The 19,646-nt window shown below is 47.1% G+C and carries 17 protein-coding genes, 1 other RNA gene and 1 pseudogene; 9 read left to right on the top strand and 10 right to left on the bottom strand.

Annotation, left to right across the window (positions count from 1 at the left end):
* The 3 genes and pseudogenes from L5M10_RS14460 to L5M10_RS14450 form a co-directional block, all read left to right on the top strand.
* Positions 1 to 233: pseudogene (locus L5M10_RS14460) on the top strand (IS4 family transposase); the annotation flags it as partial.
* A gap of 170 nt (positions 234 to 403) precedes the next feature.
* Positions 404 to 1,723 carry a putrescine-ornithine antiporter gene (gene potE, locus L5M10_RS14455; protein ID WP_105250509.1) on the top strand — a complete coding sequence of 440 codons (1,320 nt, stop codon included), beginning with the start codon at positions 404 to 406 and terminating at the stop codon, positions 1,721 to 1,723.
* 124 nt (positions 1,724 to 1,847) lie between these two features.
* Positions 1,848 to 3,002, top strand: a complete 1,155-nt coding sequence (locus L5M10_RS14450; RefSeq protein ID WP_263223305.1) for a porin — start codon at positions 1,848 to 1,850, stop codon at positions 3,000 to 3,002.
* A gap of 373 nt (positions 3,003 to 3,375) precedes the next feature.
* On the opposite strand, the gene L5M10_RS14445 is transcribed toward L5M10_RS14450, so the two are convergent.
* Complete coding sequence (locus L5M10_RS14445; protein ID WP_113941472.1) at positions 3,376 to 3,936, bottom strand: gluconokinase; 561 nt, start codon at positions 3,934 to 3,936, stop codon at positions 3,376 to 3,378.
* Between the two features lie 85 nt (positions 3,937 to 4,021).
* On the opposite strand from L5M10_RS14445, the gene gntU reads away from it, so the two are divergent.
* Entirely contained in the window at positions 4,022 to 5,365 is a 1,344-nt protein-coding gene (gntU, locus tag L5M10_RS14440) for a gluconate transporter (RefSeq protein WP_105250511.1), read from the top strand.
* Between the two features lie 53 nt (positions 5,366 to 5,418).
* Here the strand turns inward: gntU and gntR are convergent, their stop codons facing one another.
* The 3 genes from gntR to L5M10_RS14425 form a co-directional block, all read right to left on the bottom strand.
* Complete coding sequence (gene gntR, locus L5M10_RS14435) at positions 5,419 to 6,417, bottom strand: gluconate operon transcriptional repressor GntR (protein WP_263207504.1); 999 nt, start codon at positions 6,415 to 6,417, stop codon at positions 5,419 to 5,421.
* A gap of 222 nt (positions 6,418 to 6,639) precedes the next feature.
* On the bottom strand, positions 6,640 to 9,075 hold the full coding sequence (locus L5M10_RS14430; RefSeq protein WP_263255466.1) for a YgiQ family radical SAM protein: 2,436 nt from the start codon (positions 9,073 to 9,075) through the stop codon (positions 6,640 to 6,642).
* A gap of 215 nt (positions 9,076 to 9,290) precedes the next feature.
* Positions 9,291 to 9,701 carry an MAPEG family protein gene (locus tag L5M10_RS14425; RefSeq protein WP_113941441.1) on the bottom strand — a complete coding sequence of 137 codons (411 nt, stop codon included), beginning with the start codon at positions 9,699 to 9,701 and terminating at the stop codon, positions 9,291 to 9,293.
* A 157-nt stretch (positions 9,702 to 9,858) separates the two neighbouring features.
* On the opposite strand from L5M10_RS14425, the gene L5M10_RS14420 reads away from it, so the two are divergent.
* The gene (locus L5M10_RS14420; RefSeq protein WP_105250515.1) at positions 9,859 to 11,079 is read left to right on the top strand and encodes a threonine/serine exporter ThrE family protein; all 1,221 of its coding nucleotides are present in this window, start codon (positions 9,859 to 9,861) and stop codon (positions 11,077 to 11,079) included.
* A gap of 191 nt (positions 11,080 to 11,270) precedes the next feature.
* Positions 11,271 to 12,917, top strand: coding sequence for a hypothetical protein (locus tag L5M10_RS14415; RefSeq protein ID WP_263147632.1), 1,647 nt, complete (start codon positions 11,271 to 11,273; stop codon positions 12,915 to 12,917).
* Positions 12,918 to 12,981: 64 nt separating this feature from the next.
* On the opposite strand, the gene L5M10_RS14410 is transcribed toward L5M10_RS14415, so the two are convergent.
* The gene (locus tag L5M10_RS14410) at positions 12,982 to 13,686 is read right to left on the bottom strand and encodes a DJ-1/PfpI family protein (RefSeq protein ID WP_173496136.1); all 705 of its coding nucleotides are present in this window, start codon (positions 13,684 to 13,686) and stop codon (positions 12,982 to 12,984) included.
* Positions 13,687 to 13,924: 238 nt separating this feature from the next.
* On the opposite strand from L5M10_RS14410, the gene L5M10_RS14405 reads away from it, so the two are divergent.
* Positions 13,925 to 14,551 carry a TetR/AcrR family transcriptional regulator gene (locus tag L5M10_RS14405; protein ID WP_219234835.1) on the top strand — a complete coding sequence of 209 codons (627 nt, stop codon included), beginning with the start codon at positions 13,925 to 13,927 and terminating at the stop codon, positions 14,549 to 14,551.
* 28 nt (positions 14,552 to 14,579) lie between these two features.
* Here the strand turns inward: L5M10_RS14405 and L5M10_RS14400 are convergent, their stop codons facing one another.
* From L5M10_RS14400 to rsmI, 5 genes are all read right to left on the bottom strand, one after another.
* Positions 14,580 to 14,834, bottom strand: a complete 255-nt coding sequence (locus L5M10_RS14400; protein ID WP_263174065.1) for a hypothetical protein — start codon at positions 14,832 to 14,834, stop codon at positions 14,580 to 14,582.
* A gap of 11 nt (positions 14,835 to 14,845) precedes the next feature.
* Positions 14,846 to 15,349: a hypothetical protein gene (locus tag L5M10_RS14395; protein ID WP_219234833.1), complete on the bottom strand. Its 504-nt coding sequence runs from the start codon at positions 15,347 to 15,349 to the stop codon at positions 14,846 to 14,848.
* Positions 15,350 to 15,358: 9 nt separating this feature from the next.
* Entirely contained in the window at positions 15,359 to 15,682 is a 324-nt protein-coding gene (locus tag L5M10_RS14390; RefSeq protein ID WP_105250521.1) for a DUF883 C-terminal domain-containing protein, read from the bottom strand.
* Positions 15,683 to 16,054: 372 nt separating this feature from the next.
* An RNA gene (gene rnpB, locus L5M10_RS14385) (RNase P RNA component class A) lies at positions 16,055 to 16,406 on the bottom strand.
* A 65-nt stretch (positions 16,407 to 16,471) separates the two neighbouring features.
* Positions 16,472 to 17,314: a 16S rRNA (cytidine(1402)-2'-O)-methyltransferase gene (rsmI, locus tag L5M10_RS14380; RefSeq protein WP_263147644.1), complete on the bottom strand. Its 843-nt coding sequence runs from the start codon at positions 17,312 to 17,314 to the stop codon at positions 16,472 to 16,474.
* Positions 17,315 to 17,402: 88 nt separating this feature from the next.
* Between rsmI and L5M10_RS14375 the strand changes: the two genes are divergently transcribed.
* Positions 17,403 to 19,298 carry a penicillin-binding protein activator gene (locus L5M10_RS14375; RefSeq protein ID WP_263255465.1) on the top strand — a complete coding sequence of 632 codons (1,896 nt, stop codon included), beginning with the start codon at positions 17,403 to 17,405 and terminating at the stop codon, positions 19,296 to 19,298.
* Positions 19,295 to 19,621, top strand: a complete 327-nt coding sequence (locus L5M10_RS14370) for a YraN family protein (RefSeq protein WP_105250524.1) — start codon at positions 19,295 to 19,297, stop codon at positions 19,619 to 19,621. The genes L5M10_RS14375 and L5M10_RS14370 overlap by 4 nt, the downstream gene beginning before the upstream one ends.
* Positions 19,622 to 19,646 lie beyond the last annotated feature (25 nt).

Raw genomic sequence — 19,646 nt, 5'->3', positions numbered from 1 at the left:
TGATGGTTCAATGCCTGTTGTGGCTAGTTGGTTTACACGCACAGCAACAGGGCTGGGATAAGCATTTTCAGGCCAATACCATTGGGCATCGAACGGTACTCTCAACGATTCGCTTGGGATTGGAGGTACTCAGGCGGCCTGATTATCAAATCACGGAGAAAGAATTGCTGGCGGCCTGGGTATTATTCGCCAATCAGTTGCTCAAATATGGCTATGCTATGGCTGATTTATGAGGGGATCCTTCAGTGCAAGGTGTTTATCTCGAAAATACCGCAGACGGCAAAATTCAAGCAATGGGCTATGTACTAAATAAATAATGAAGACTGACTGCAGAGTTTATTAACCCCACTCTGCAGTCAAATTCATGCATCCTATAATAAGTCACCTAAATTAGGTTATTAGTATGAGTAAATCAGAAAATAAAATTGGCGTCGTCCAATTAACTATTATCACCATAGTCAACATGATGGGTTCGGGCATTATTATGCTGCCAACCCAATTAGCTCAAGTCGGTACTATCTCCATTTTATCTTGGTTAGTAACAGCTGCAGGGTCAACGGCCCTCGCCTTCGCCTTTGCTAAGTGCGGTATGTTCAGTAAAAAATCCGGTGGTATGGGCGGTTATGCCGAGTATGCCTTCGGCCGTTCTGGCAACTTTATGGCCAACTACACCTATGCCGTCTCGCTGTTAATCGCCAACGTCGCGATTGCCATCTCTGCCGTGGGTTACGCTGCCGTGTTGCTGGAAGTTAACTTAAGCCCGATGGCAATTTGTCTTGCGACCATTGGTGTACTTTGGTTGGCAACCATTGCTAACTTCGGTGGTGCCCGCATCACGGGTCGCGTCAGTAGCGTGACTGTGTGGGGAATTATTCTGCCAGTGATTGGCGTATCTTTAATTGGTTGGTTCTGGTTTGACATCGACCTCTATAAAGGCGCATGGAACCCGCATGATATGCCATTCTTCAAAGCGTTAGGCGGTTCTATCGCTATGACTTTGTGGGCGTTCCTCGGTTTAGAATCGGCCTGTGCAAACTCAGAAGCCGTCGATAACCCAGAAAAAAACGTACCTATCGCCGTGATGGGCGGTACCTTAGGTGCAGCAGTGATTTATATCGTTTCCACTAACGTCATTGCCGGTATTGTGCCAAATGCCGAGCTTGCCATGTCGAATGCGCCATTCGGCTTAGCCTTCGCACAAATGTTTAATCCAGTAGTTGGTAAAATCGTGATGGCCTGCGCCATTATCTCCTGTACTGGATCACTCTTAGGTTGGCAGTTCACTATTGCCCAAGTGTTTAAAGCCTCTGCCGATGAAGGATTTTTTCCTAAAATTTTCTCTAAAGTCAGCAAAGCCGATGCGCCAATTTGGGGCATGACTATTATCGTCTCGATCCAAACAGCATTATCGCTGATGACCATTAGCCCATCACTGAGTAAGCAGTTCGAAGCACTCGTTAACCTCGCCGTCGTCACCAACATTGTGCCTTATATCTTATCTATGGCCGCGCTTGGCATAATGCAAAGACAGCAAAAAGTGCCTATCAATAAAGCCCGCGTTGCCAACGTGATCGCCGTAATCGGTGCGTTATATAGCTTTTACGCTCTGTACAGCTCTGGCGAAACCGCAGTGATGCTTGGCGCCATAGCCACCTTCTTCGGTTGGACTATTTTCGGCGTGATCTCAAACCAAGCGCCTGTTGCCGACACACGTCCAGCCTAAATACGGCTAACGCATGATCGGAAACAATTAATACCAACATCCACATCAAGACTAACGATAACTCAGGGATCATAGGCCAAGCCTATGATCCCCTGGAGAATACTTGCTCATTATCGGGGGATTTATGAATAAGACTTGTCTCGCTTTAGTGTTACCTATGCTATTAACGGCCACCAGCAGTCAGGCGGTTGAACTCTATAAAGATCAAAAAAACACCTTAGATTTAACCGGTTGGTTAGGGTTTGCAGCCTTGAATGACAGCCACGACACCTCAGTTATTGACGATTCTTCGCGCCTCAGATTTAGTTTCGAGCGCAGCGAAAGAAATGGCTGGACCGCCTTTGCTACCACGGAATGGGGGATCAACATGGTCTCCAGCGACGATGGGCTAGTGATGCAAGGGGGCAAACTCGCCGCCGAAAAAACCGATGATTTTCTCTATAACCGCTTAGGTTATGTTGGTATGTCCCATGATACATGGGGCAACCTGAGTTTCGGTAAACAATGGGGCGCCTACTACGATGTCGCAGGCACTACAGATTTACCGAACGTATTTGCAGGTTACAGCGTTGGCGCTTACACCTTCGGTGATGGCAGCCTCACAGGTACAGGCCGTGCCGATTCCGCCTTCATTTACCGTAATAATTTAGGCCCAGTACAAATCGCCCTGCAATATGCCGCCAAAACCAATGGTGATGTCAGCCTAAAAAACGATGATGGTAGCGAGATGACCAACTCAGAACTGAGTTTCGACAGCAGCTACGGCGCCAGTATCACTTATGCGATAACCGATAAATTTAAGCTACTCGCAGGTTTTAACCGCGGCGATTTTGAAGGCCACTTAGGCAATACTCAAGTCGATGAAACCAATGAAATTATCGGCATTGGTGCCATGTATGGTGACTACTATCACTATGCCGAAGGACGGGAGGCCAGCGGTCTCTATGTGGGCTTTAACGCTCACAAAAGTAAAAATAATGAACTGGTCAACGGCGATCTCTACGACGCCACTGGTGCCGAGGTGATGACGGCCTATCAATTCGACAACGGATTTGTGCCCATGGTTGTACTCAGTTATTTAGATTTAGACACTGATGCAGCTACGCCGATTCAAGGTCAATGGACTCGCCAATTTGCCATGCTGGGGCTGCATTATCGCTACAGTAACGACACTGTGATGTTTGCCGAGATGAAGCTAGATTTCAGTGATATGGATGATCCTGCACTTGAAGCACAGGAAGACAACAGCTTCGCAGTCGGGATTAACTACTTCTTTTAAGGCTCAAGGGGATATTAACCAAGGTTGCTAAAGCGCTCATTCTACTTTGGCATTGCTTAGTCGCATGAAGCAGGACGATTTTGAGTAACAGTCTTCAGTGACAGTTCTAATCACATGTTGAGTTAAATCATGTTTAGCAGGATAGGCAGCTCGCGTCATCGCTCATATGCGTGAGCTTATTTGAGGCTGAGGTGCGGCGCACGTTCCGTCTACAAACGCTCGCCGTAACACTCATTGGATGGTACCGCAGGCTTACCATTATCTCTACGCCACTCCAAGTTAGTTTCTGGAGTGGCTTTTTTCTAACAAATTGAGCGGTTTAAGCCGATGTGCATTACGACTTTGCGCTTGACTTCAATGGCCAACGTTTACCCTACCCTTCGCCATTTATCGCATTAATACAGCGTTGTACGACTTCTTCGAAAGTGCCATCTATACTCACTTGGATAACGTCAGCTTCATCAGTCGCGGGCATTTCCAGCGTGTCGAACTGACTCTTGAGTAGCTCAATCGGCATGAAGTGGGCTGTTCTGGCAAACATGCGTGTTTTGACTAATTCAAAATCTCCGTATAGATGAATGAATACCAGCTTGCTATTGTTCTGACGGATTAAGTCACGATACTGGCGACGCAGTGCAGAGCAGACAATAACCCCCTGCTCACCCTTTTGCTCAATGCTATACACAGCGTCGTTGATGCGCTCAAGCCAAGGAGCGCGATCGCTATCGTTGAGCGGTGAGCCAGATTTCATCTTGATAATATTGGCTCTAGGATGCAGATCATCACCATCAATAAATTTCGTCTCTAAAGCCTCTGCGACCGCGGCACCAATCGAAGATTTGCCACAACTAGAGACGCCCATGAACACATAGCTATTGCCTTTTTTTCTCTCAGTCACTTTGTTAACCTCATGCCAATTCTCGAATTTAGTCACTTCCCACTCTACCATATTACGGGTAACATGTTACCGGTAACCTACAAAAATGTGGACAACTTAACTAACAAGGAAAAGTCCTCTTATGTCTGATATGTCATTGATTCTGACAGCACTGGGTTCAATCGCCCTGCTACTGTTCTTAGTGATGAAAGTGAGATTACATGCAGTAGTATCACTGATACTGGTGTCGATAATTGCCGGCCTTTTCTCTGGTATGAACCCAGCTGATATTACCAATACAATTCAACAAGGTATGGGGGGAACACTGGGCTTTGTTGCGGTGGTGGTCGCTTTGGGAGCCATGTTTGGCCGGGTAATGGAAGAGACTGGCGCGCTAGATCAGATAGCCCATACACTGCTGAATAAATTTGGTAACGACAAAGCTCACTGGGCCATGACCTTTACAGGCTTTATCTGTGCGCTCCCCCTCTTCTTCGATGTTGCTGTGGTACTGCTGATTGGCATCGCCTTTGCCGTGGTTCGTAAAGGGGGCGGCAGCGTCGTTAAAATTGGTATTTCACTGCTCGCGGGTATTGCCACTTGTCAGGCATTTCTCATCCCTGCACCAGGGCCTATTTTGGTCGCTTCCCAGCTCAATGCCGACTTTGGTTACATGATAGTCTTCGGTTTATTGGCATCGATTCCGGCGATGATTCTAGGCGGCCCACTCTTTGCCAGCCTCATCTCCCAAAAAGTCCATGTTGAGCTGCCTGCCCACGAGCAGCAGGAAAAAGGTGAACGAGAAGGCGGACCGATCCCCTCATTCGCGCTATCAATCAGTATTGTGGTGTTCCCACTGCTGCTTATCGGTTTAAAGACAGTTGTGTCACGCTTTATTGATGAAAAATCCGATCTGCATAATTGGCTCGCCTTGATAGGTCATCCCTTCACCGCCATTTTGCTAGCCTGTTTAATCGCATTCTATGTGCTGGGCGTGAGACGCAATATTCCCAATGAGCGCATCATGGAAATCTGTAGCAGTGCGCTCCAACCTGCTGGGATCATTATTCTCGTCACCGGTGCTGGCGGCGTGTTTAAGCAAGTGCTGATTGATTCGGGGGTTGGCGATGCATTAGGCAATATGTTGGCAGGTTCGGGATTACCGATTGTAATACTGGCATTTATTTTATCGGCGTCGGTACGCGTGATCCAAGGGTCGGCAACCGTGGCCATGTTAACGGCTTGCGGCCTTATCATCCCAATACTTGAACCACTAAACTTAGATGGTGCTCAATTGGCGGCAATTACGATTGCCATTGGCGGTGGTTCGATTGTGCTCTCACACGTCAATGACTCAGGCTTCTGGCTCGCTAACCGTTTTCTTGGATTATCAGAAAAACAAACACTGCAAACTTGGACTGTAATGGAGACCATTATTGGTACGACGGGCGGCATAGTCGCAGTCATCATCTCTGCGTTTCTCTAACGATAACCTGTGATGACAAACATAAGTCGTTAAGCGAAAGAACGAGGGGAAGTCTACAGTGTTTCCCCTAAATCAATACGATAGCCCAGATCGATAACCGAATCTGCTATCTCTTTGCCATTTAACCTGTCTAATAGCTCAGTGGCAGCAATTCGACCAATCTCCTTTCTCGGCGTAATAATGCTCGCCAATTTTGGCGTCATAGATTGGCCAATATCATGGCCATGAAACCCTGCAACGCCAATTTGTTCAGGGATCTTGATGCCTTGTCTTTGACACTCAAATATCACCCCCGCCGCTAAATCATCGTTGGTGCAGAAAAAACTATCCACATAGGGATATTTCGCTAATGTTTGTTGCAATAACGACGCCCCCAAGGAAAACGACGAGGCCTCATTTGTGGTCATCGCCAAAGGTGTAAGCTGAGCTTGCTGCATCGCTAACTCGTAGCCTCGCATCTTAAGCTGAGTACGAATATCCATGCGCGCGCCTAGGTAGGCAATGTGGCGATAGCCTTGTGCAATCATGGCCTTAACCATTTCGCATGCGGCCGCAGTGTTATCGAAACCCACACACTGTTGAATCGAAGGCGACACGCTATCCATCATTTCGATGACCGGAATGCCCGCCGTTTCAATCATTCGCACGGTACGCGGCGTGTGGTAACTTTCGGACAAGAGTAAGCCATCGATATTGTAAGAGAGCAGTGATGCAACCCGCTCTTCTTCTAATTCAGCCTGATACCCGTAGTGAGCCAGCATGGTTTGATAACCGCGTTTGCCGGTCACATTCTCGATACCGCGCAGCACTTCAGCAAATACTTGGTTGGTTAACGAAGGCACTAACACGCCAATGGCGCGACTGGTTGCTTGCGCTAAAATTTCCGGCGCGCGATTAGGAATATAACCTAAGGTTTCTAGTGCGACAGCAATCTTCTCTTGAGTGCTTTGTGCCACCCTTGTTGGATTTTTTAAATAGCGACTCACCGTCATTTTGGTGACCCCAACTTGATCGGCAACGTCTTGAAGACTGGGTCTACGCTTTTTATTCATAATATCTAATGTTAGTTAACGAACCGCGGATATGGGTGAGATGTATAGCTAAAATATCGAATATAAACAAATAGTAGACATAAACATCAGACAGGGATCTTATAATAGTTCGCCCAGCGATACCAGTTGAGGACTATTTTAGCGGAATGACCATGCTAGCTAGGCCACTCCAAACTCATATCTGGAGCGGCCTTTGAACATTATTTGTGATGGTGAAAAGTGTTACTTAGCCTGTTGGCGCCCCTGAGAGGGCTTTCCTGCAGGTTTACCACCCGTTTTTGATGGGCTTCCGCCTTGAGCACTGCTGTTCGCTTGAGCGCCGCCGGCCTTAAAACCAGACTGGCCGAAGGGCGCTTTTGCTCCCGGACGGCTCGAATGGACTCCACTAGGTTTAGAGCCAGTTGGTTTAGATCCCGTTGGCTTAGCGCCATTCGCAGCGGGTTTTCCACCTTTGCTGGCAGGTTTTGACTCAGCACCAGCCTGAGTTTGTGCGCCGCCTTTCGCCGCACCTTTAGATTTGCCATCGCCCTTGCGGTCATCAAATTGATTACTCGAGAAGCGCGTAAAGGCTTTTTGGCCTTGGTTGGCATCTTTCATCCACTTAGGTCCGCGCTCATTTCGACCTTCTGGCGGCACTAACTGATGCGGACTATTACCGATCAAGTCTTCACGCCCCATGGCGGTTAAGCCTTCACGGATTAATGGCCAACCCGCAGGATCGTGATAACGGAGCAATGCTTTGTGCAAGCGACGTTGGCGCCCTTTCTTCGGCACCGATACCACTTCGCTGGTGTGCTTAACGTTTTTCAGCGAGTTTAACTCGGTATGATAAATCGTGGTCGCATTCGCCATCGGTGACGGATAAAAATTCTGTACTTGATCGAGCTTAAACTTACGTTCCTTCAACCACAACGCTAAGTTCACCATGTCTTCGTCGGTCGTACCTGGATGCGCCGAAATAAAGTAAGGGATCAGGAACTGCTCTTTGCCCGCTTCCTTAGAAAACTTATCGAACAATTCTTTAAACTTATCGTAGGCGCCCATGCCAGGCTTCATCATCTTACTGAGCGGACCTTCTTCGGTATGCTCAGGGGCGATTTTTAAGTAGCCGCCCACATGGTGCTGCACTAACTCTTTAACGTAAGCAGGATCTTCGATTGCCAAGTCGTAACGCACGCCAGAGGCGATCAATACTTTCTTGATACCAGGTACAGCACGCGCCGCGCGGTACAGGTCGATAGTGTGTTTATGATCTGTGCCTAAGTGGCCGCAAATCGATGGGAACACACAGGATAAACGACGACAGGTTTTTTCAGCCTTCTCGCTGGTACAACCTAAACGATACATGTTGGCGGTTGGGCCGCCTAAATCGGAAATCACCCCAGTAAAGCCTGGCACTTTTTCCTGAATATCTTTGATTTCTTTAACAATCGACTCTTGTGAACGACTCTGAATGATTCTGCCCTCATGCTCGGTAATCGAGCAGAAAGAACAGCCACCAAAGCAACCACGCATGATGTTGATTGACGTCTTGATCATGTCATAGGCAGGGATTTTTTCCTTGCCGTAAATCGGATGAGGAATACGCTGGTAAGGTAAATCGAATACGGCATCCATCTCATCGGTATTGAGCGGCCATGCGGGCGGATTCACCCAAACGGCGCGGTCGCCATGGGGTTGAAATAACGCACGGGCACAACCTGGGTTTTGCTCTTGGTGCAAAATCCGTGAAGCATGGGCATATAAATATTTGTCTTCAGAGACTTTTTCAAACGCTGGCAGCAGCACATAGGTTTTATCCCATGGCTTAGGTTTAGGCGGTTGAACGCTAATAGGCTTAGGGGCTTCGTTATCGAAAATTTTCACATCCGACGGGCCAGACAAGTTAGCACAACCCACATCATCGGCGCCGTAAGGATTCGGCAGCGGCTCTATCTTGTGCAGTTGGTCAATCTTGCGCGAGTCCATACCGCGCCATTCGGGCAGTGGCTCTTTACGGATAACAGCTGTGCCACGCACATCGTGCAACGAGCTTATCGGTTCACCGGCTGCTAAGCGGCGTGCCACTTCAACTAAAGGACGCTCGGCGTTGCCGTACATCAAAATGTCGGCCTTGGCATCGAAAATCACACTGCGACGCACTTTGTCCGACCAATAATCGTAATGGGCGATGCGGCGTAAACTGGCTTCGATACCACCAATAATCACAGGCACATCTTTAAAGGCTTCTTTACAACGCTGGGTGTACACAGTCACGGCGCGATCTGGGCGCTTACCACCAATATCCCCCGCAGTATAAGCATCGTCGGAGCGTAAACGACGGTCGGCAGTGTAACGGTTGATCATCGAATCCATGTTACCGGCGGTGACGCCAAAAAACAGATTCGGGCGGCCCAATTGCATAAAGGCGTCTTTGCTCGACCAATCTGGCTGGGAAATAATCCCAACTCGGTAACCCTGAGCCTCTAACATACGGCCGATCACCGCCATGCCAAAGCTTGGGTGATCCACATAAGCGTCGCCTGTGACTATGATGATGTCACAGCTATCCCAACCAAGCTTATCCATCTCCTTGCGAGACATAGGTAAGAAAGGCGCAGTGCTGTCGCCCGTGGCCCAATACTTGGGATGACTAAAGAGTGTGGATTCAACTTGCATGGATTGTGACCCGAAAACGTAATGTCGAATAAAGGCGCCACGAAAATAAGTTACGCCAATTTAGGGACGCGGAGTATAGCAGGGAATGGAGGATAAATGCGATTAAAAAAACACCAATCGAGGCATTTTCAGGGGTATTTGAGCCAGAAGCGTAATACCCCTAAATCCGCTATGGATATGGCTTAGGGCGGAATTGACCGCCCAAACCTGCGAGCCTAGAGACCCTTTCCTAAACCTTGAGCAAAATGCAACAAATTCACCAACGCCAAACTGATAATCACTAGCCAAGTGAGCAATACGCCCCAAAAACGACCAAAATGGTAACCACCTTGGCCTTGAGTTAAGCCAATAGCATGGAGTAAGCGCGCCACTATCCACACGGTCCCAAAACAGTGTAAATAAAATGCAGGCAAGCCACCCGCTTCGGCCACCAGCATTAAAATCAATACGATAGGCGCATTTTCGATCAGGTTAACATGCACTCGATTAGCCAAAGCTAAGGTGCTGTTACCACCATCGCCTAGGCCGATTTTCTGACCTCGCCTTAATTTCACTACTCGATAAGCCAAAGCGACAATTAATAGCCCTGTGAGGCTAGCGTAAAGACCCGTTACCATCAAAGACATGCCTATTTCCCCTTATCAAAAAGCTGACTATAGCCCGAGCTGCAAAAAATCAGCAATTTATTTGTATTAAGGTTAAAAGCCATTAACCTTTTATAGACAAGATAGGTTAATATGCGCGCGTCATTCCCTACAACTTTTTATACAGTGAATACCCCGATTGGATAACGACGAGTTTATCGAAAAACGCAGATTTATCATAAAGCTAGGCAAAGCCTTGCATAAGTTTGGCACACCCGCTTATCGTCTAGAAACCCACTTACAAACCGTTGCTCGCACCTTAGGTATCGAAGGCTATTTCCTTATTTCTCCGACGTCGATGACCTTCGTTTTGCAACATGATACCGATCAAGAATATAACCATGCCGCTCGCGTTAAGCCCGGTGAACTCGATTTAGGTTCACTCGCCCGCACCGATGAATTGGTCGATGAGTTAACCTCAGGTAAACGCACTTTGGCCGAGGCCTTAGATCGCTTAGAAGAAATTGCCAATAAACCCAATCCCTATGGCCCTGTATTAACTTGCTTTTCTTTTGGAACTTCTGCCGCCGCTTTCGCTATGCTGATGGGCACGGGTTGGAACGATGTATTTTGGTCAGGATTATTAGGCTTATTCGTCTATGGCTTGGTATACCGTGCCGAACGCTCGGCCCGCATGGCCGAAGTGCTCGAACCCTTCGCCACTATCCTTTGCGCCATCGCAGCCTGTGGCATAGCGCGTATCGATCCAAATATTAATATCCCAGTAGTGATCCTCTCCTCCATTATTATTTTTATTCCCGGCTTAGCCTTAACCTTAGGTTTAGCCGAACTCGCCGCACGGGATTTAATTTCTGGCACGGCGCGCATCATGGATGCGAGCATGCAATTATTTAAGCTGTACTTTGGCGCAGTGCTCGGCATGGCAATCGGTAAAGCTATGTTCGGCGAAGCGATTCACATAGAACCTGAGGGTTTACCTCGCTGGGCAATTTGGTCGGCGGTTCCGATTCTATCTATGGCGCTGGTTTTTATTTTCAAAGCAAGGATGCAAGATTCGCCTTGGGGCGTATTGGCTGGGATAGTGGCGTTTTTCTCAGCCATGCTCGGCGGACATTATTTTGGTGATTCGGTGGGGATCTTCTTTGGTGCCTTAGCAGTAGGAATTTATTCTAACCTCTTCGCCCGCTGGATGAAGGCGCCAGCCTCCATCGCCCTGTTGCAGGGAATAGTGATCTTAGTCCCCGGCAGTAAAACCTATATCGGACTCAATGCACTGATCTCAGGAGAGACCATGCTCAATCAGTCGCACATAGGCTCGCAAATCTTTTTGATTTTTATGTCGCTGATTGCGGGGCTCATCTTTGCTAACGTCGCTGTCCCACCTAGGCGTACACTGTAACAATCGCTAATCCGGCTGGAGCCCGCGCCCAGCCGCTACCTCAAGATAATCTTAAGCTAACCTTAAGTAAAATAAGAAACTTATTAAAATGTTTCCTTGACTAACACTCGTTTTCCATGTGTTATTAAATTGTGAATTGCAACGTGAAATTGTTTTCGCTGCAGTCGTCGATTTCATGGGAGTGGCCTTTTATGCAGAAATTTTTTCAGTATGCATGCATCCTATCTTGTTGTGTTGGCAACCTAATCAGGATTGCCCAAGCAGAAGAGGCTAAGCTCGCCGATCCCGCAAACCAAGATCAAACCAAACAAAAAGTCAGCAAGATTGTGGTGGTCAATAACCCCATTTTTGATGAGTCAGATCCCGATGCTTTTTTCATTCACCGCTGGGCTAACGCCCTGCATATCAATACCAAAGAATATGTGGTTCTCGATAATCTAACCTTCAGCGAAAATGATACTGTCACACAAAAAGATCTCGACGAATCCCAACGACTTTTGCGGGCAATGCCTTACATTCGCGATGCGAAAATTTATATCGCAGAAAAAGATCCCCAAGCCGATGTCGATCCATCCGTTGAGTCCGTGGTGGTGGAGACCTGGGATAATTGGTCATTATTACCGACAGCGAGTTTGAGTAGTTCAGGTGGCGACACCCGTTACTCCTTCGGGCTCAAAGAAGACAACTTGCTTGGAACGGGGATCCGCACTCGACTTAAATATCAATCCAATGAATCCCGGAATGGCTATAAATTTGCTTTCGAAGCGCCGCTCAGCATTATTGAACACGGCACAGTTGCCGCTGAGTTCTACGACAATAGCGACGGCCAAGCTAAACACGTTTATGTGAGTAAGCCCTTCTATTCCCTCAATACGAGTACCATGTATTCGGCGGAGTTTTTAGACGATAACCGTACAGATACCCTCAGACAAAATGGGCAAGAGGTGAATGAGTTCACACACACAGTCGACTATCTCAATCTGCAATATGGCTGGTTAATTAATAAAAACAGTCAGCACCTTTCTCGCTTTATTACTGGTGTCACCCAAGACAAGCACGAGTTTGCCCATTCTGAGCGCTATCCTACGTCCATGCTCCCTCAAGACAGGGACTTTATGTACCCTTGGGTCGCGTACGAGTTTATCGAAGATGATTTCCACGTACTGAATAATGTTCACCTGATCACCAATAATGAAGACTTTAACTTAGGTTGGCATCACTATGTGCAATTCGGCATAGAAACCAATGATATAGGTGATAATAATCCCTTAGGCTACCACGTTAACTGGCAAAGCACTGGCGGGTATAAGTTTAACGATCAACTGTGGCTGTTAGAAATGGGGGGAACAAGCACTATCGGCACCACTCAAAAAGATACTTATAAGGTCGATGTTCAAGCCGAATACTTCTATCAAATTCATCCTAAGTGGACGGCTTATGGCAAAGCTTGGGCTAGCCTTTCACAGAACACTTATCTGGATCTAACAAAAGGATTAGGGGATGAAACTGGCGTGCGCGGTTATCCAAACGAATACCAACAAGGGGATAATCAGTGGTTACTGACCGCCGAGATACGCAACTACCCCAATATCAACTTATACCAACTGGCTGAATTAGGCTGGGCAGTCTTTGCCGATCTGGGTCAAGCTTCCGGCGGCCAACTCGCCGAGAATAACGAAGTCAGCGGTCCACTGGGTAGCATAGGCATAGGCGCGCGGATTTATTCCTCTCGATCCAGCTATGGCAACGTAGCCCATATTGATTTTTCACTCCCTTATACGGGCGGCGAGTCAGTAAACAGCTGGGAATGGCGATTCCTAGTGAAAAGCAGTTTTTAAACTAAGGTACATAATAATCGTATGAACTATGTACTTTTTAAGACAATCTTTGGCGCCTTGTGGCCTAAAATAATCCTGACGCTATCTGCCTGACCTCCTGTTCAACCCTCTGTACCAGAGAAGCGTCTGCCAATATGGGAGAACCGCAATTAAAGGGAGGTTTAGGATCATATTCAAACAATAACTGCAGTGTTTTAGCCTGTTGTTCACCCTCTATATTGGCAATGAGTGCCAAAGCAAAATCGAGCCCTGCAGTAATACCGCCGCCACTGATCCGATTACGGTCAATCACAATACGTTTATTTTCAAAAGTAATTTGAGGATATTGTGCCAATACTGAAGCATAAGCCCAGTGAGTGGTCGTGCGATAACCATTAAGTAAACCTGTTGCTGCAAGAATCAAGGCACCAGTGCATACAGATGTAATGTATTGCGCTTGCTCCCCCTTGCGTTTTAAGAAAGAAATGACTTTCTCATCCTGTATTTGCGCCAAAGGATTTGCGCTCCCAGGCACTAAAAGGATATCTATCGGCGGACAATTATCGAAATCGTAATTAGGTTGTAAGTTAACGCCCGCATCACAGGGTAATAGCATGCTGGTTTTCGCAAAAGTGAAAGTTTCAAAAGATGGCACAAAGGCTAAAAACTGTAGTGGCCCATAGGCATCGAGCATCGTCATGCCGGGATAAAGAAAAATACCTACTCTTAATTTGTGTTTGATTGGATAATTTGTTTTATCACTTTGAGCAGCTTCAATATTTTCACTCATCACAGATTCTCCATCGGTAGTGACAATTTCATATTTCAGGTAACACTGTCATTGCAGTTAACCCTATGACCGTCACTATAAAGCCCATTATTCCCAACCATCAGGCACAAACTCGCCCGAATGTTTCAAATGGTACACCTGAACCTATCTGTTCCACTTAAGCAAAAATCACAACACAAGAGCCATTGAGGCTAATGTATAATCAAACGCCTGAATTGAATTTGGAGCAAAATCCAGTATGCACACCAAGCCCCACATGCGCATAGAACAAAGCCCACGAGCGATGCTCAAGGTTCTCCACGTTTTCAAGGAAATGCTTAAACAACAAGATTATCGTGATATTGCAGTGGCAGATATTGCGCACAAAGCCGATGTCGGGCGCACGACGTTTTATCGCTACTTCAAACGCAAGCTGGATATTCTTATTGCACTACATCAAAATATTTTTGAAAATATCTTTGAAGATCTACGGTCAACCGAAGACTGGCTTTCAACCAACACACCACCCTCATTGGAAAAACTGCTTATTACTTTTAGCCGAAACAGCATGTTTCGCCGTTCCATGTCATTTAGACTAGGTAGCGACCTCGATGCAGCAACTAAACAATTACAAACTAAACTTGTGCAACATATTGAAAATAAATTGATCAACACCTTCAACACTGACGAATTTATTATTCCAAGCTACACATTAGCCCATAGCATAGCAGCTCTTTATTTAAGCCAAATTCAACAACTTATCGCCAGTCCCACACCTTGTCCTATACAACAAGCAAAATACTTACACTTACTGACTCGAGGCATGATTGTAGCAGCATTGACGACAACTAATAGCAGCGAAACCCATACCAATGGAAATCATTAAGGTAGAAATCACGGCATTTACATCATTCTCAAGCGATGAGTTTGGTAATCCAACGCAAGCCAAAAGTGCTACGCAGTAGTTTAACAGTGCTGTTGTGGCGCATTTGAAACAGGCAGCCAAGGCTAAAACTGACGATTAAACCTGGTGTCGACCCTATAAAATCACGACTGCTTTGCGCTAATTGTAGTTTCCTCATCAGTAACAAATCATGCTGCAACTGGCCTTGTTCCGTCAGCACAGTCAGCTTCAACTGCTGTTTTTTAAGTAACTGTTGAATTAGCATAGTCGCGCCTCCTATTTTTGATGTTCCGACTCTCGAGTCGAGAGCAAAAGCTGTAATTGCTGCCAAGTCTTCGAAAAGCCAGTTTGTGACAGCACATAGCCAAGGCTACGCCAACACCAAAGCAATAAAACAAACTGTAGCACCACCAAAGCGATCACCGAGGCCAATAACGAACCGCTCAATTGAAACAGCATATAGCCCAACAGCAATAAAATACTGCCCCAGAATAACGTAATGCCAGTACCAAAACAGACGACTAAAGCCGCAGCGATAATCAGGCTACGCCCTGTTAACTGCCATTCTGCCGTTGCTATTTTCCCGGCCAACTTCAACTGCTCGAGATAGGCTTGCTTCACTGAACTGCTAAGAACAGCTATTTCAGCCAGTTGCTCCATTGCCTGATCAATTACTTTATGCTGGGCAGCAGCTGATGCTGTCTGCCCAGTTTTGGCGGTTTGCGCACTATGCTGGACGGGCCTTTGTTCTGGCGCCTCTGACCTTGCACGGTTTTGCATAAATCCACCTTAGCGACGGCGCAATAAAGCCGTTAATACCACGCCAGCGGCAAAGGCAATCCCAGCAGTAGCCAATGGATTTTGCGCTGCCAACTCACGGGTTTTGCTATAAGAACTTTGCAGTTGTAATTTGATTTCCTCCTGCTTGAGCGCCAGAGTTTCCTGTGAGCTAGCTGCCGTTTTACGCAAAGTGTCTTCTGCAACTGCGGCTTTCTCTGCTACTACATCAACAGCATGGTGCGTCACTTCAGTTGCTTTCGCTGTTGTGGGTGAATTTAAAGCACCGCTATCTTTACTGTTAGTTTGTTCTGCTACGCTTTTTGAACTGGCCATAGAAAGCCTCCTTGGTGAACACTGTGCAATGCAACAAGATGCTGCACTTTGCGTACAAACCAATGCAATGGCTATACCAAACAATATAAATGCATAAAAACAAAAGGTTATAACTACTTTATTTCTATTAACTCTCTCAGTTAACGGTAGATGTTACCTGCATTGAGTAATTTTTACCTGCGACGAAGAAGGACTAAAAATAGCTATAATGGCGGCTAAACTGAAAGCTAAATAAGCGATAGACTGAAGGGACGGGAGAACGAGATAACTCTGATTTTTTAATGAGTTAATCAAATAAAATTTATCATTACTGTATAAATTAAAAAACAAAAAGCCCGTTTGTCATTACGACAAACGGGCTTTTTGTTGAATGAGGTGAGTTGGCCGATAAGCCGGGTCCTGTCTTGGACAGTCATTCATCTAGGCCTGCAATCGCTCACAGGCTCAAGCGACCTACCCGGTTCCAACGCGAGCCACGCCATACGGAACCCTATTTGGTCTTGCTCCGGGTGGAGTTTACCTTGCTACGAACTATTGCTAGCCGCACGGTGCGCTCTTACCGCACCCTTTCACCCTTACCGACCTGATAAATCAGGTAGGCGGTCTACTCTCTGTTGCACTTGTCGTCGGTTCGCACCGCCCAGGCGTTACCTGGCACCCCGCTCTTTGGAGCCCGGACTTTCCTCCCCGTTCTTGCGAACGCGGCGACTGTCTGGCCAACTCGGCGCGGATTATAGCCTAAGCCACCCTGATGCACCACAGATAATCCGCTCGTAACCGTTTTAGCGCTTATAAATCAGACTCTAGGCCGTATTTATACAGAGCATTCTTTTTAAGTCCATGAATTTGCGCGGCAATTGCTGCGGCTTTCTTCAATGGTAAGTCTTCACATAAGAGTTTGAGCGTATTAATAGCGACGGTGGGAATCGCTTCGTCATCACTCAAATGGTAGCCATGCACCATAAGCACGATTTCACCCTTCTGCTGATTCGGGTCAGTACTTACGGTGGCAAGCACCTCTGAGACAGGACCAGATAAAAAAGTTTCGAAGGTTTTGGTCACTTCACGCGCCATGACGACGTGGCGTTCGCCACCAAGCACTTCAACCATAGTCGTTAGACTGTGCTCAATGCGGTGGGGTGATTCATAAAATATCAGCGTGCGCGGATCTTCTTTCAATGCCAATAACTTATCAGCGCGGGCTTTTTCTTTAGAGGGCAGAAAACCTTCGAAAGAAAAACGGTCCGATGGCAAACCCGAGGCGCTCAGGGCAGTAATTGCCGCGCAAGGGCCGGGCAAAGGGATCACATTAAACCCAGATTGGCGCACATGGGAGACCAAGTGATAACCCGGATCGGAAATCAGCGGGGTACCCGCATCTGAAATTAATGCAATTGACAACCCAGCTGCAAGCTGATCGACAATCCACTGGGCACGAGCACGCTCGTTATGATCATGCAGCGCCGTAGTTTTTGTAGTAATACCAAAGTGGCTCAATAACTTACCGCTGTGGCGAGTATCTTCACAGGCGATCAATGAAACCTGATTCAGCACCTCTATTGCCCGTGAGCTCATATCGCCCAAATTACCTATGGGAGTAGGAACTATGTAGAGTGCGACGCTTTGGTCCATATATACCTCTGTAATGACAGTGCCAAGACTTTCGTCAAGCGCGAGAGAAGGTTAAACTAGAGGCTGCATCTTACCAGAGTGAAGCCCAGTGTTAAAAAGCCTGAATACAACTAAGTTCGTTTCCGTGGCCATTTTATCGGTAATCTTGGCGGGTTGTGGCACTTCAACGCCCACCTCGACCGGAACTGCACCCACAGTGGCCACCTCTTTAGCATCCGCACCTTTGTCGGCCAATGTGTATTTGGCACAAGCCGCCAATAGCAAAGATCCGCAGCAGCGCGATACTAATCTGCTGCTCGCAGCCCATGCCTACATCAATGCCAACGACTACGCAGCGGCGCAGAAGCTACTAAAATCGATACAGCCAAGCTTGAATCAGAACCCAACATTTCTGGCCGAACATAAATACTTGACCGCACGCGTGCTTGAACACACGTCCACCTATAGTGATGCACTTAAAGTTCTGAATTATCCAAGCAATTGGAGTTTGCCAAGCTGGCAGATGACGGCTTATCACCAATTCAAGGCGCATTTATATCAATTGAATAAACAGCCTATTGAGCAAGTGCGTGAACTGAGTTTACTGACGACTTACTTGCCCCCCGCCCAAGCCAACGAGGTGAATAACGCGATTTGGCAAGTGCTGCAGCCAATGCACGAACAAACCTTAAAAGCCTTTACCCAAGATGCTAAGACTCCTGTGTTTACGGGTTGGTTGCAATTGGCTTATATCGCGAAGCATTATGCTGTCGATCCGACACAGTTAGTACGCTACTTAGGCGAATGGCAGAAACAAAATCCTTATCATCCTGCAGCGGCTAAGCTGCCCGCCGATCTTGACAGAGCCTTAAACGCTAAGCCATTTACGCCAAAAAACATTGCGGTGCTGTTGCCGCTGACGGGGCCAAGAGCTAACGCTGCCAATGCAATTCGCCAAGGCATATTAGCCAGTTACATGGCCAAGCAAAATGACCAAGTCGCAGTCAACTTTTATGACACGGCAAACGATGCTGCCAGCGCTTACCAACAGGCGCTAACTGCGGGAGCCGAATTTATTATTGGCCCATTACTGCCAACTGAAATTGAACAACTGCAAGTGATCAATGCGGCAAACACTGCCGCCACTAATGCGGTGACTAATACTGCTAACCCAGATAAAACGACCAATACAGCACCTGCTACGCCTGTGCCACAACTATTTTTAAATCAAGTAGATAAGTTCACCCCCGATCCGAATAAGTTCTACTTTGCATTATCTCCCGCACAAGAGGCGGCCGATGCGGCGGAGCATTTATATCAAGATGGTGTAACTATGCCGTTACTGCTCGCCAGTAACGATGCCCTTGGCAAACGCATGGCCGAAAGCTTTATTCAAGCATGGAAAAAAAAGAGCGATAACCCTGTCGAAGTTCACTACTTCGATGGCGGTGATAAAATGCGCACCACAGTACAAGATGCCCTTGGCGTACGCGATAGCCAAGAGCGGATCGCCCGTATTAAAGAGCTGTTAGGCAATTCAGTACAAGCCGACTTCCGCTCGCGCCAAGATATTGATGCCATTTATATGATTTCAACGCCACAGGATCTCACCCTGCTCAAGGCCTTTATCGACGTAAATTTTAGCGTTTTCACACAACCTGTGCCTTTATATACCTCAAGCCGCAGCCGAGTTGAAAATGAAAGCACACAAACGGCGCAGGATTTAAATAACCTGACCCTAAGCGACGCACCTTGGCTAATGCAAAACGGCGAAGAAAATCTGATGGTCAACACACTATTTTCGGGCTGGAATAACAGTCAGAAACGTTTGTTTGTTATGGGTTATGATGCAATGGATTTGATCGGCCGTTTGGCGCAAATGCGCTCATTCACAGGCTATCAATTCAATGGCCGCAGTGGTGCTTTATCTGTCAGTCCAGATGGCATAGTCAACCGCCAGTTAAGCTGGGGACGTTATGAAAGAGGTAGCTTCCGCCAGTTATGACTCTCGGACAGCAGGCAGAATCGCACGCCCAACGTTACCTTGAACAACAAGGCTTAACTTTTGTCGAACGTAATGTCCGCTATCCGTTTGGGGAAATTGATTTAATCATGCGCCATAAAAACCATTGGGTATTTGTCGAAGTGAAGTATCGTTCGGCAAATCAATATGGCGGCGCATTACAGGCCCTAAGCAGCGCGCAGATTTCGCGAATTCGCAAAGCGGCTAGCCACTATTTACAACTCAATAGACTCGATGTGCCCTGTCGTTTCGATGTCATCGCCATGGAAGCCGATCAAATTCATTGGCTGGTCGATGCCTTTTAAGCGCCAATAGTGAAAGAGTAACTAC

It is taken from the genome of Shewanella sp. SM32 (genome assembly GCF_025654235.1).
GTDB classification, from domain to species: Bacteria; Pseudomonadota; Gammaproteobacteria; order Enterobacterales; family Shewanellaceae; genus Shewanella; species Shewanella oncorhynchi.
The sequence above is the reverse complement of the archived record's forward strand: the minus strand, read 5'-3'. Positions and strand labels throughout refer to the sequence as shown.

Bases quoted from the DNA above. Each gene is read 5' to 3' on its own strand.
- L5M10_RS14390 (WP_105250521.1), bottom strand. From the start codon at position 15,682: ATGGCCAGTTCAAAAAGCGTAGCAGAACAAACTAACAGTAAAGATAGC.
- gntR (WP_263207504.1), bottom strand. From the start codon at position 6,417: ATGAATAAAAAGCGTAGACCCAGTCTTCAAGACGTTGCCGATCAAGTT.
- L5M10_RS14410 (WP_173496136.1), bottom strand. From the start codon at position 13,686: ATGAGTGAAAATATTGAAGCTGCTCAAAGTGATAAAACAAATTATCCA.
- L5M10_RS14395 (WP_219234833.1), bottom strand. From the start codon at position 15,349: ATGCAAAACCGTGCAAGGTCAGAGGCGCCAGAACAAAGGCCCGTCCAG.
- L5M10_RS14430 (WP_263255466.1), bottom strand. From the start codon at position 9,075: ATGCAAGTTGAATCCACACTCTTTAGTCATCCCAAGTATTGGGCCACG.
- L5M10_RS14400 (WP_263174065.1), bottom strand. From the start codon at position 14,834: ATGCTAATTCAACAGTTACTTAAAAAACAGCAGTTGAAGCTGACTGTG.
- L5M10_RS14370 (WP_105250524.1), top strand. From the start codon at position 19,295: ATGACTCTCGGACAGCAGGCAGAATCGCACGCCCAACGTTACCTTGAA.
- rsmI (WP_263147644.1), bottom strand. From the start codon at position 17,314: ATGGACCAAAGCGTCGCACTCTACATAGTTCCTACTCCCATAGGTAAT.
- L5M10_RS14425 (WP_113941441.1), bottom strand. From the start codon at position 9,701: ATGTCTTTGATGGTAACGGGTCTTTACGCTAGCCTCACAGGGCTATTA.
- L5M10_RS14450 (WP_263223305.1), top strand. From the start codon at position 1,848: ATGAATAAGACTTGTCTCGCTTTAGTGTTACCTATGCTATTAACGGCC.
- potE (WP_105250509.1), top strand. From the start codon at position 404: ATGAGTAAATCAGAAAATAAAATTGGCGTCGTCCAATTAACTATTATC.
- L5M10_RS14415 (WP_263147632.1), top strand. From the start codon at position 11,271: ATGCAGAAATTTTTTCAGTATGCATGCATCCTATCTTGTTGTGTTGGC.
- gntU (WP_105250511.1), top strand. From the start codon at position 4,022: ATGTCTGATATGTCATTGATTCTGACAGCACTGGGTTCAATCGCCCTG.
- L5M10_RS14405 (WP_219234835.1), top strand. From the start codon at position 13,925: ATGCACACCAAGCCCCACATGCGCATAGAACAAAGCCCACGAGCGATG.